General features: G+C 60.0%; 8 protein-coding genes and 1 pseudogene. All 9 read right to left on the bottom strand.

The window, feature by feature from the left end; all coding sequences use genetic code 11:
* Positions 1 to 82 precede the first annotated feature (82 nt).
* The 9 genes and pseudogenes from BGO89_03840 to BGO89_03800 all read right to left on the bottom strand — a co-directional run bounded on the left by BGO89_03840 (position 83) and on the right by BGO89_03800 (position 12,326).
* Positions 83 to 838, bottom strand: coding sequence for a hypothetical protein (locus tag BGO89_03840; protein ID OJX60713.1), 756 nt, complete (start codon positions 836 to 838; stop codon positions 83 to 85).
* A 151-nt stretch (positions 839 to 989) separates the two neighbouring features.
* Positions 990 to 2,972: a 2-oxoisovalerate dehydrogenase gene (locus tag BGO89_03835; GenBank protein ID OJX60960.1), complete on the bottom strand. Its 1,983-nt coding sequence runs from the start codon at positions 2,970 to 2,972 to the stop codon at positions 990 to 992.
* Between the two features lie 187 nt (positions 2,973 to 3,159).
* On the bottom strand, positions 3,160 to 4,119 hold the full coding sequence (locus tag BGO89_03830) for a branched chain amino acid aminotransferase (protein OJX60712.1): 960 nt from the start codon (positions 4,117 to 4,119) through the stop codon (positions 3,160 to 3,162).
* Position 4,120: 1 nt separating this feature from the next.
* Complete coding sequence (locus BGO89_03825; GenBank protein ID OJX60711.1) at positions 4,121 to 5,578, bottom strand: aspartyl/glutamyl-tRNA amidotransferase subunit B; 1,458 nt, start codon at positions 5,576 to 5,578, stop codon at positions 4,121 to 4,123.
* 93 nt (positions 5,579 to 5,671) lie between these two features.
* Positions 5,672 to 7,084 carry a hypothetical protein gene (locus tag BGO89_03820; GenBank protein OJX60710.1) on the bottom strand — a complete coding sequence of 471 codons (1,413 nt, stop codon included), beginning with the start codon at positions 7,082 to 7,084 and terminating at the stop codon, positions 5,672 to 5,674.
* Positions 7,085 to 7,101: 17 nt separating this feature from the next.
* A complete protein-coding gene (locus BGO89_03815) occupies positions 7,102 to 8,043 on the bottom strand; it encodes a serine dehydratase (GenBank protein ID OJX60709.1) in 942 nt (313 codons plus the stop codon).
* Positions 8,040 to 8,801 (bottom strand): hypothetical protein, encoded by a 762-nt coding sequence (locus BGO89_03810; GenBank protein OJX60708.1) that lies wholly within the window; start codon positions 8,799 to 8,801, stop codon positions 8,040 to 8,042. Before BGO89_03810 ends, BGO89_03815 begins: the two co-directional genes overlap by 4 nt.
* A 157-nt stretch (positions 8,802 to 8,958) precedes the next feature.
* A pseudogene (locus BGO89_03805) lies at positions 8,959 to 10,914 on the bottom strand (methylmalonyl-CoA mutase).
* 68 nt (positions 10,915 to 10,982) lie between these two features.
* Positions 10,983 to 12,326, bottom strand: a complete 1,344-nt coding sequence (locus tag BGO89_03800) for a hypothetical protein (protein OJX60707.1) — start codon at positions 12,324 to 12,326, stop codon at positions 10,983 to 10,985.
* Positions 12,327 to 12,388 lie beyond the last annotated feature (62 nt).

Below are 12,388 nucleotides of genomic sequence, written 5' to 3'. Positions count from 1 at the left end.
TACCTCCAGTTGTAAAAAATTATGCTTTACTCTATTCTGTTTCATCGTTGTTCGGTTGTTGGACGCTATGCGCCGGGATTCTCTAATCAATTGCCATGCCAAGCCGTGCCAGACCGCTTTTGGCAGCCGGCGCAAGCTCGGACATTTCATAGCGCTTGACGATCGTCCGGAAGATTTGCCCAGCCTTTTCTTTGTTCCCGGCCTTTTCGTAACTGAGCCCCGCATAGAGCCAGCAACGGTCTTCCAGACCCGACTTCGAACCGCGCTCGGCGGCCTGCTCGTAGAGAGCTGCGGCACCGGCATAGTCCTTCTCGGCTTCCTTGCACGCGCCAAGTCCTGTCAGAGCACCGACTTGCGTCACGATGGCGTCGCCGCCCTTCGCGCGCTCGAACTGCTCGGCGGCCTCGGAGTACTTTCCGAGATTCGAGAGGCTGTTGCCGGCCATCAATGCCGCCGTCGCCCCTGCCTCGGTTCCCGAATATTCGTCGCTGATCGCCAGCAGGCCCTTGACCGGCTCGCCACCCATGGGCGGCACCTTGTCGGCAGTCAGCGCCTTCTGGAACTCACCCTGTTCGAAGAATGTGCGGACCCTGGAAAGCGCAGCGTTCGCTTCGACGTTCTGGGTCTGCTTCTGCTGCCGATAAAAGTAAATGCCTCCGATCACCACGACCACGAGGCCGGCGATGACCGCAAGCATTTTCCAGTTACCCTGCATGCGATCGACTGCACCGACGGAACCCTGTACCGGGCCGCTCTGTGCCTTGTCGTTTACCTGTTCTACGATGTCTGTGCTCATGCACTCCTCTATATCAAACACATAAGCACACACGCCACCCATTCCGGTGCATGTGCGCTCCAGTCGGTTCCAAGCACGCAAATATATCACGTGCCGCAGGAAAAACAACTACGGCCTGCCGCTGCTAACTCATTATTTTTAATGGGTTATCAACGTTTTCCACCTGACAGTGTCAAGTTAGGCTGACAATTTTTCAGAAGGCCATCGTCCGGCGAACGGCGTCCACGACATCATCCACGGAGAGCAGAATGGCCTGTTCCAGACTCTTGGCGAACCCTACCGGCGTATCCTTCGATCCGACCCGCGCCACGGGGGCGTCGAGGTAGCGGAAGAGCTCTTCGCCCACCGCCGAAGCGATCTCGCCGCCGAAGCCACCCGTCTTCTTGTCCTCGTGTGCCACGACACACCGACCGGTGCGTCGGACCGATTCGAAGACCATTTCACGATCCCACGGTGCGAGCGAGCGAAGATCGATGACTTCCACGGAAACACCTTCGGCCTCCATACGCTGGGCAGCCTGCAGGCTCCAGTGTACGGCCGTGCCATAGGAGACGATGGTGACGTCCGTACCAGCCCTGCGGACCCTGGCCTTGCCGAACGGAATGATGAAGTCTTCGGGAGGCATGCTGGACGACGTAGGGCGGTAGTTGTAGAGGAACTTGGGTTCCAGATACATGGTGGTTCCGCGCGAACGGATGGCGTTACGCATGAGTCCCACGGCATCGTCTGCAAAAGCGGGACATACTACGCGCAGACCGGGCAACGTGGTAAATGTTCCCTCGAGGTTCTGCGAGTGATACAATCCGCCCTGGATGTATCCCCCCGAGGCCAGACGGATGACGACGGCCGGAGCGAACTGCCCGCGCGTACGCCAGTAGTCGTGCGTGCATTCGATCAACTGCTCCATGGCCGGCCAGAAGTAGTCCGCGAACTCGGCGCCTTCCACCACCACGCGGATGTCGTCGCGGTAGCGCGTCATGCCGTTGGCCGTACCCACGATGAAGTCCTCGGCGATGGGTGCATTGAAGACGCGGTCGTTGCCGAACTCGTCCAGCAGGCCCTTGCAGACATTGAAGATGCCCTGCTTCTTGTTCGAGGCCACATCCTGACCGAACAGGAAGGTGTTGGGGTTCCGGCGGAACTCCTCGATCATGGCCTGGTTGATGCCTTCGCGGAAGGTGATCTGCGTGGCGTTGGGATCGGAGACGAAGGATCGCTCGGAATCGTCGTCGTAGCCGACGACGGCCGGAGGAAGGACGAAGTCCTTGTACGATTCCGGTGCCGGATCGGGAAGGGCTTCCACGACGTCGGCAGCGGCGAAGATCGCCGTCTTGTTCGCTTCCTCGATCCCGGCCAGCTGGGCTTCCGTTGCGATACCGCCTGCAATCAGCGTCGCACGGAAACGCGGCAGCGGGTCGCGCTGCTTCATGCTGTCGATGTCTTCCTTCGTACGGTAGAGCTCGTGATTGTCGGAGTTGGAGTGCGAACCGATGCGGTCGCAGTCCGCGTGGACCATTGCCGGCCCCTTGCCGCTCAGGACATATTCGCGGGCCTTGAGCAGCGTGTTGTAGGATTCGATGGGATCACGGCCGTCGCATTCGAAGATCTTGAGGTTCAGGAAGCCCGAGAAGTTCTGGGACACGATGGGATTGGTCGTCTGCTCGCGCAGGGGAACGGAGATGCCGTACTTGTTGTTCTGGATGACGAAGATCACGGGCAGCTTCTCGCGGTCGGCGCCATTCACGGCTTCGTAGTAGTAGCCTTCCGACGTCGTCGAATCTCCCGTGGACACGTAGACGACTTCGTCGCCCTTGTACTTCCTGATCGAACGCGCCGTACCGACGGCCTGCTGCGAGTGATTGCCGGTGCAGGACGACGAGTTCTGCAGACCGATGGAAATCTTGGCGAAGTGGTTGCTCATGTGGCGGCCACCACCGGCGACGTCGGCATCCTTGCTCAAGCCGTTGGCGATGATCTCTTCCACGGTGACGCCGGCAGCCAGGCTCGTCAGCATGTCACGGTAATAGGGGAAGAGGAAGTCCTTGGCCGGACGGAACACCTTGCCCAGGGCGAGCTGGATACCGTCGTGACCGGCGAAGGGAGCGTGATAGGACCAGCCCTTGGCCATCTTGAGATACAGCGCCGCCTTTTCGTCCAGACGGCGTCCGAGGTGCATCGTACGGTACCAGTCGATCAACGTGGCCTTGTCGAAGCCCTTCACGTTGAACAGCGGTGCGAGAGGTTTGGCTTCGGCGGCCTTCGCATTGCCGTTGCCGTTGGACGTCGGTTTCGTACTGGCAGGCGCCTTGCCCGCCACCTTTTTTGCCGATGACTTCGCCATGATGTTCTCCTGTTGTCTTCGTTTATTTCTTTTTTGTCGTTCGCATTCGTTTGGGTTCCGTTCCCGGCACGAAGGTCAGCCATCCGTGCGGGTCTTCTCCGTCGACCGTGATCCTCGCAAACTGCTTCTGGATGGCCCGCGTCACCGGCCCTACCCTCCCGCGTCCGACCGCGATGCGGTCCACCGACCGTACGGGCGTTATCTCCACGGCCGTTCCCGTAAGGAACATCTCTTCGCAGGTGTAGAGCATTGCCCGGGGGATGTTCTGCTCCCGCACCGGTATGCCCAGTGTACGGGCCAGTGTGAAGACGGTATCGCGCGTGATGCCCGGAAGCAGCGACGAGGCCGACGGAGGTGTGATCAGCTCGCCGTTCACCACGACGAAGACGTTCTCGCCGCTTCCCTCGGCGATGTTGCCGTAGGTGTCGAGGCAGATGCCTTCCGCATAGCCGTTCTCCACGGCTTCCATCTTCACCAGTTGCGAATTCATGTAGTTGCCGCCCGCCTTCGACATGGACGGCATCGAGTTCGGCGTGAGCCTGTCCCATGACGAAATGCAGACATCCACACCCTGGTCGGCGGCCTCGTCTCCGAGGTAGGCGCCCCATTCCCAGGCGGTGACGTAGACTTCGAGCGGACAGCGCAGGCTGTAGACGCCCATGTCGCCGAAGCCGCGCAACGCCACGGGCCGTATGTAGCACGATGCCAGCTCGTTCTTGCTGACGATATCGATCGCAGCCTGATTCAGTTCGTCCACCGAATGCGGCAGTACGGTCCTGTAGATTTTCAATGAATGATGCAGCCGCTGCATGTGCTCGGGCAGACGGAAGATGGCCGTGCCCTTGCGGGTATCGTAGGCACGGATGCCTTCGAACCATGACGTACCGTAATGAACGACATGCGACAGAACGTGAATGGATGCTTTCTCAAACGGAATGAGTTCTCCGTCCTTCCAGATGTACCGTGTTTTCTTGATCGCCATTCTATCCTCCTGTAGCGTCGAGTGCCTCTTTCATCATGGTGTTCACGAGCGCGGGATTAGCCGTACCTCCGGATGCCTTGAGAACCTGGCCCACAAAGAATCCGAGAAGGTTCGTCCTGCCCTCCCTGTATTTCGTCACGTTGTCCGGGTTGTCCTGCAATACCTGGCGTACCAGTCCCTGCAGGACGTTCGTATCCGATACCTGGCGAAGACCCTTCTCCTCGATGATGGCATCGGCCGTACGGCCGCTGTCCAGCATGTCGGGGAAGATGTCCTTCGCGATCTTGTTGCTGATGGTGCCGTCGGCCACGACGTCGACCAGCGACGCCAGTTGCGACGTGCTGCAGCCTATGCCGAGGATGCCCACCTTGCGTTCGCCCATGATGCGCATGAGCTCCGTCATCGTCCAGTTGCTGACGGCCTTGTACGTCTCCGCGTCCCGCTTCTTCAGCAAGGAACACGTTTCCTCGTAGAAACGGGCGACGTCGACGTCATCGACCAGGATGCCTGCATCATAGGCGGGCAGACCGTAGTCCGCTATGAAACGACGCTTCTTCGCCAGCCCCAGCTCGGGAAGCCCTGCACGCAGCGCTTCGCGCCAGGCATCGTCCACGACGACGTGAACGAGGTCCGGCTCCGGGAAATAGCGGTAATCGTGGGCCATTTCCTTGGTACGCATGACCTTGGTTTCCTGGCGTCCGGCATCCCACATGCGGGTCTCCTGGACGACCTTACCGCCGTCCTCGATCAGGGCGATCTGACGTGCAACCTCGAATTCTATGGCCTTCTCGACGTTGCGGAAGCTGTTGAGGTTCTTCACCTCGGTCTTCGTTCCGAACTTCTCCTGGCCCACTGGCCGTACGGAGACGTTGGCATCGCAACGCAGCGAACCTTCTTCCATGTTGCCGTCGCAGATATCCAGATAGATCAGGATCTGACGGAGCTGGTTGAGGTACTGATAGGCTTCGTGGGCCGTGCGGATGTCCGGCTCGCTCACGATTTCGATGAGGGGCACACCGCTGCGGTTGAGGTCGACCAGCGTATCTATGTCAAGGTCATGTATGGACTTACCGGAATCTTCCTCCATGTGGATGCGTGTGATCCCGATGTTCCGGATACCGTCGTCGGTCTCGATTTCCACGTGCCCGCCATGGCAGATCGGATCCTCGTACTGGGAGATCTGATATCCCTTCGGCAGATCGGCGTAGAAGTAGTTCTTGCGCGAGAACGACGACCGTTCCCGGATGGAACAGTTCGTGGCCAGGCCCATGACGACGGCGAATTCCACCAGATTCCTGTTCAGGACCGGCAGGGCGCCGGGGTGGCCAAGACAGATGGGGCATACGTTGACGTTCGGCTGTGCCCCGAACGTCGTGGGACACGAGCAGAATGCCTTCGTTGCCGTTTTGAGCTGGGCATGGATTTCCAGCCCGATGACTGCCTCGTACGTTGTCGCCATACCGTTGATCGTGCCTTTTGCAGGGATTACCAAGGACGGCAAAAGTACGAAGAACGGCGTGAAGGGTGGCTACGCGGATGCGTTCGTGACCGATCAGTCGGTGACCTTCTTCAGTGCAGCACGCTCGCGTGCGAGCCGTATGCGGAGGGTCCGTTCACCGGGATAATCGCTGAACCCGGCAGCTTTCTGGAACCATGCAGTGGCTTCGGACGCCTTTCCGCGGCGTGCCTGCACCATTCCGAGGCGATAGCAGCAGTACGCTTCGAGCCATTGCTCCTTTTCGGGTTTTCCGATGGCCATGCGGAGACATTCCTCGGCCTGGCCGTAGTTCTGGAGTTCCGTATAGGCCGCTCCCTGGAGATACCAGGCATAGGCATCGTTCTTCTGCGAAAGGAAGCCCCCGGGAAGAGCACGCAGGGAATCCGCCAGAACGTTCGTACGCATCCATGCGCCAGCTGCGATGGCATTCGATACCCTCTGGATCGGATCGTTCTGAAGATTGTCGATGGCCTCGATCTGCTTCACGGCATCGTCCTTCAACCTGGGCGAAGGGGCCTTGTCCCTGACCTGTGCCGCCCATACCCGGGCCTGCGCATAACGCTCCCGGATCATATCGGCATAGGCGAGGCGCATCCGGACGGAATACCGGACCTGCTCCGCGTCGTATTCGAGGATAGGCATTTCCAGAAGCCGACGATAGATCGCTTCGGCCTTGTCGGGCTGTTTGAGCTGATACAGCCGTACGTCCGCCAGTTCGCGCTGGAGGTACCAGTTGTCCGGGAATTCGCGTGCCAGTATGTCGAGATGCGAGGCCGCACGCACCGGCATGTCCTCGGCCTGGTAGAAATCCGCCAGCCACCGGCGCGCCTCCCATCTGGCATAGGTTCCCTTGGCGGCGGCCTCCTCGAGCATGCGCAGGCCACCGGCACGATCGCCTTCGGCGCCGGCTGCCTTCAGCAGAGGGCGTATGGACTCGGGAGCCTGGGAAATGAGGTACCGGAACAGGCCCAGACCCATCTTCGCATCGTGGTTGTCGGGATCGAGTTCCAGAGCGTCCACCAGCAGGGTATAGCCCTTCTTGCCGTCCCATACGGCCTTCATGTTCTCGCCGCGGGAGAAGTAGGTGAGGCCCTTGAACCCGATGATACCGCCCATGTAGAACATGGCCTTGGTATCGTTCTCGTTCTGTTCGAGCAACTGGTCGCAGACTTTCTCGACCTTCGCGGCGTGATAGAGGAAGCCGCCGAACGCGGTGTCATTCTTCGTGCCCTTGAAGGACATTCTGTAGTAGTAGACCATCGCCTTCACGAAGTGGCCGCGCGGATCGTTCGGCGCCATGACGATCACTTCGTTGCTGACGGTCTCCGCTTTGCGGAAATCCAGGTCGTAGAGGTGACGCAGTGCAGCATCCGTGCGTTCGTGCACGAGCTTCCAGTCGATCGCTGCAGCAGCCGCGCCGGTGCTCACCGTCATGAGCATCGCCATCATGATCACGAGAACCTTCATGGTCCACCCGTTCCAGATCAGAAATGCATCGCCTTGCGGATGTCGACGTTGCCGCCCGTCGTGACGATTCCGATCCGTTTCCCCCGTGCGAGAGCCGGGTTCTCGAGGAGTATTCCCAACGTGACGGTAGCACTGGGTTCCACGACCATCTTCATGCGTTCCATCACGAGATATTGCGCCTCACGTATCGATTCTTCCGTCGCCGTCAGGATCCTCACATCCGTACTGCGGAGCACGTCGAACGTCCGTTCACCGAGCGCCGTACGTAGTCCATCGGCAATTGTTGCGGTGGCGGGCGGAGGTTGGAGGATCCCCGTCGCGAGGGAGCGTCGTGCGTCGTCCGCCGACGCGGGCTCGGCACCGATGAGCTCGATGTCCGCACGCATGGCACGGGCCGTGATGGCCGTTCCGCTCATGAGTCCGCCGCCACCGACCGGCGCCATGATGATGTCGAGATCGGGAACGTCTTCGAGGAGTTCCAGTGCCGCTGTGCCCTGACCGGCGATGACGCGGTCATCGTTGTACGGATGGATGGCATGCGCTCCGGTGCGTTCCACGACGTCGGCCAGGGCGGCTTCGCGTGCGGCCAGCGTGGGCTCGCACTCCACGATCGTGGCACCGTACCCGCGCACGGCGGCCTTCTTGACGTCGGGGGCGTTGGTGGGCATGACGATCCACGACGGGATGCCGCGATGCCGTGCCGACCATGCAACGGCCTGGGCGTGATTACCCGACGAATGCGTGGCGACGCCCCGCGCGGCCATGGCATCGTCCAGTATACGGACGGCATTGCATGCACCACGGGCCTTGAAGGCTCCTACTTTCTGGAAGTGTTCGCACTTGATGAAGAGTGCTCCGCCGAAGCGGTCGTCGAAGTATCGCGACGTGGCGACCGGCGTCCGATGGATGAACGGCCTGATGCGGTCGTGGGCGGCCAGGACATCCTGGAACGTGATCATGTCTTGGGCTTGAGCTTGATGAAATCCATGTGGGCATAGCCGCGGATGCGTTTGCATACTTCGTATCCCTCGCGGCTGCCGTCGTCGTTCGTATTGCCTTCGATCGTTTCCATGTATTCGGGATGGAACATCGTCACCACGCCCGTATGGACCCAGTCGTTGGCATTCTTCGTGTTACGGACGACGAAGAGGGTACCGGGACCGAGCGTGTCGTCGCGTTCCTTCTCACCGACGAAGAGTTCGGCTTCCCTGGCCTGTTCGACGAGTTTGTCGCACGAAACCGAACCGCGCAGGGGCATGGGATTGGGCTTGATGCCTTCCGAGGCCTGTTCCATGAGGTAGGTCACGAAGGCTGCACACCATGGCCAGTCCTTGCCCTGTTTTCCAACGGTATACAGTCGTACCCACGGCCCGCAGTTCTGGCCGCCGACTTCGCGCGGATGTTCCTTGAGGTGTTGCCGGGCCGCCGACACCACACGTTGGCTATAGGTTTCGGCCGTGGTCGCAAGCGGCTTGCATGCCCGCATCACCGGTGCGATCAACGCCGTATAGGTCTGCTCGTCGATCACGCCCGTAGGATGGATCCTGGCCTTCGTCTGGAAACGGCGCACCGCAGCCTCCGTGGCAGGACCGAATTCGCCATCGACCTTCACCGAACAGTTATGCAGGCACAGCCATTCCTGCATGAGTTTTACTTCCTTGCCCGATGCCTTGCGCTGTACGGGAAGAACGACGCTGTATTCCGACGGAATTCTCATGGCAATTGCCCGTATGGATGATGCTGTACACCCCTCACTCAGCTACTGCCTCTCACCCTCCTCTAACTTACGCACAAGTCGAATCCGGAGAACCATGCTTTTCGTGCCCATGCCCGGGTACGAAGCGCCGACCGGATCCGGCCTCCGCCGCGACACATCACATGCTGCGGCGATACTGTCCACCGACCTGATAGAGTGCGTGCGTGAGCTGTCCGAGCGAACAGGTCTTGGCAGCTTCCATCAATGCGGCGAAGATATTCTCGTTGTGGACGGCCGTGTTCTTGAGGGCGCGGAGCGCTTCGGGACCGTCGCCTTCGTTGCGGCGCTGGAAGGCATGGACGTTGTCGATCTGCTGCTCCTTCTCGTCCTTCGTCGACCTGATCACTTCCTGCGGAATGACAGTCGGAGATCCCTTCGAGCTGAGGAACGTATTGACGCCGATGATGGGATACTCACCGGTATGCTTGAGCGTTTCGTAGTAGAGGGATTCTTCCTGGATCTTGTTGCGCTGATACATGTTCTCCATCGCTCCGAGCACACCACCGCGATCGCTGATGCGCCTGAATTCCGTCAGCACGGCTTCCTCCACGAGATCCGTCAGCTCCTCGATGATGAACGATCCCTGTATCGGATTCTCGTTCTTCGCCAGACCGAGCTCACGGTTGATGATGAGCTGGATGGCGACGGCCCTGCGCACGCTTTCTTCCGTCGGCGTCGTGATTGCCTCGTCGTAGGCATTGGTGTGGAGGGAGTTGCAGTTGTCGTAGATGGCGTACAATGCCTGCAGCGTGGTGCGGATGTCATTGAAGTCGATCTCCTGTGCGTGGAGCGATCGGCCCGACGTCTGGATATGATACTTCAGCATCTGCGACCGTTCGTTGCCACCGTACTTGTGCTTCATGGCCTTGGCCCAGATACGACGGGCGACGCGACCGATGACGCTGTATTCCGGATCGACGCCATTCGAGAAGAAGAAGGAGAGATTCGGCGCGAAATCGTCGATGTGCATTCCGCGAGAGAGATAGTATTCGACGAACGTGAAGCCGTTCGCCATCGTGAAGGCAAGCTGCGTGATGGGATTGGCTCCCGCCTCGGCGATATGGTATCCGGAAATGGATACCGAATAGAAGTTGCGGACCTTGCGATCGATGAAATACTGCTGCACGTCGCCCATCATCCGCAGTGCGAACTCCGTGGAGAAAATGCACGTGTTCTGCGCCTGGTCTTCCTTCAGGATGTCCGCCTGGACCGTGCCACGGACGCTCTGCAGGGCCCGGGCCTTGCAGTCTTCGTAGACGTCGGCGGGAAGCACCTGGTCACCCGTCACACCGAGCAGCATGAGGCCCAGACCGGTATTGCCCTCGGGCAGCTCCATGCTGCCATCGCCATGACGGTAGACCGGACGTGCCTGGCCCTTCTCGCGATAGATGGCATCGATACGCGCATTCACGTCATCGACGAGTCCGTTCGCGACGATGTACTTCTCGCATTCCTGGTCGATCGCCGCATTCATGAAGAAGGCCAGGAGCATCGGTGCAGGACCGTTGATGGTCATGGACACCGACGTCGTGGGGGCGCACAGGTCGAATCCGGAATAGAGCTTCTTGGCATCGTCGAGCGTGGCGATGCTCACGCCCGAGTTGCCGATCTTTCCGTAGATGTCGGGACGATGATCGGGGTCCTCCCCATAGAGCGTCACGCTGTCGAAGGCAGTGGACAGCCGAGCTGCCGGCATGCCGAACGAGAGATAATGGAACCGGCGGTTCGTGCGCTCCGGTCCGCCTTCCCCGGCGAACATGCGCGTGGGATCTTCGTTCGTACGCTTGAAGGGATAGACACCGGCCGTATAGGGGAACTCTCCGGGAAAGTTCTCCTGCATGCACCAGCGAACGATCTCACCCCAATCGGAGAACCGGGGTACGGCGATCTTGGGCACACGGGTGTGGGAAAGGGACTCGGTGTAGTTGTTCACCTTGATCTCCTTGCCACGCACCGAATAGGTGTAGTAGTCGCCCTGATAGGAAGCCTTCGTGTCCTCCCACCGTTCGATCATCGTGCGCACCTCATGGTTCAACTGCGCCTCGATTTCCCGATAGCGCTGCTCCATGTCCTCCACGGTGAATGCGCGAGCCTGGGCCACGCGCTGTTCCTTTGTGCTCATGTCCTTTGTCTTTCGGGATATCAGTTATGACTGACGACGTAGGCCGTGGCCGTGCTGTCTGCAAGACGCCCGCCGGACCACAGCGTGTAGATCTTTCCTGCTTCGAACTTCACGCCGCTGACGGAGAACCGGACGCTGTCCGTTCCGTGTTCACGGAACTTGAGTTCGATGGTACCAGGAGGTACCTTGAGGAAGGCCTTGCCCGTCGTCTCGCTGCGGCTGACTCCACGGAAGGCGATGTTATCCATGCCCGGCAGGGGATAGTCATTACCCGGACCGAGGGGCGTGAGGACGTCGAGGGCCGGAGCATCGGGACCGAGATTGATGTACCGTACGAGGGCCTGCTGATCGTCGGGAATCGTCTCGTCTTCGAGGAGCATCGGCCTCACGTCGGCCGGTATCGCCGTTCCTGCCGCGATGATCGTATACGTGTGGCGGTTGTTGACGACGACGTTCTGGTTGAGGACCGGTACGCTACCTGCCGTCACCGTCACCAGATGCGAACCTCCGGCAAGATCGAAGTACGACGTCGAACCGGAGTAGGCGACGTTGCTGGCCTTGACGTTGCCATCGATCGCGAGGCTGACGGCAGGACCGCCAACGACGGCATGCATGGCCATGACACGCGCCTCGAGAACGCGTTCGACCAGATCGATACGCTGCGTACCGGCATCGCTGTCGACGAAGGCACTCAGTCCGAAGGGATAGGCATCGGTCGTGACGCGTGTACCGTGGGCGACGATCGTATAGGTGACGCCGGGCTGAAGATCGAGCGTGTCGAACGTGATCAGCGTCGTCGTATCACCCGGCTTCATGATCTCGAAACGATACTTGCCTGCCTTCAGATCCTTCGGTTGCGTGACCTGGGCGGGAAGGCTGGGACCGAGCAGGATGTCGGGACGGCCTGCGATATACATGGCCATCTGGTCCTGGTCCGTCGTGGCGTTGACGAAGCGGATGCGGCTGTTGACGCTTCCCACTCCGCGACGCAGATCTTCCTGCAACGTAGCGGAGAATGCCGCGGCTGGCGGGAAGTCGAACAGCGTGTATTCGACGTCCGCACTGATCGTCACCTGCGATTCGATCAGAGGACGCGTCGTCCCCTGGACGTAGATGCCGAGCTTCCTGATTCCAGCCGCGACGTTCTGATAGCCGGAGCTTTCCTTGAACGTGATGTTCGAGGCAACGACCTGACCGTCCACGCGGAAGTCCACGGGTGCCGCATCGTAGGCGAGATGCAGAAGACGCACCTTCGTCATGTTCGGTGCCGGATTGTTCCCGTTGTCACCACCGCAGGCGACGACCAGCAATACCGATCCAAGAATGAGTGCCGTGCGCAGAAGCGACGTCCGTAATGCCTTCATGGAAGCCCCGTTTCGTTGTAGTGACGTATTGGTAGACGTGCAAACTCGCACCGCACCACGTT

The sequence above is a fragment of the Candidatus Kapaibacterium thiocyanatum genome (assembly GCA_001899175.1).
In the GTDB taxonomy this organism is placed as follows: Bacteria; Bacteroidota; Ignavibacteria; order Kapaibacteriales; family Kapaibacteriaceae; genus Kapaibacterium; species Kapaibacterium thiocyanatum.
Note: the sequence above shows the minus strand (reverse complement) of the source record. Positions and strands in the feature narration are given on the sequence as shown.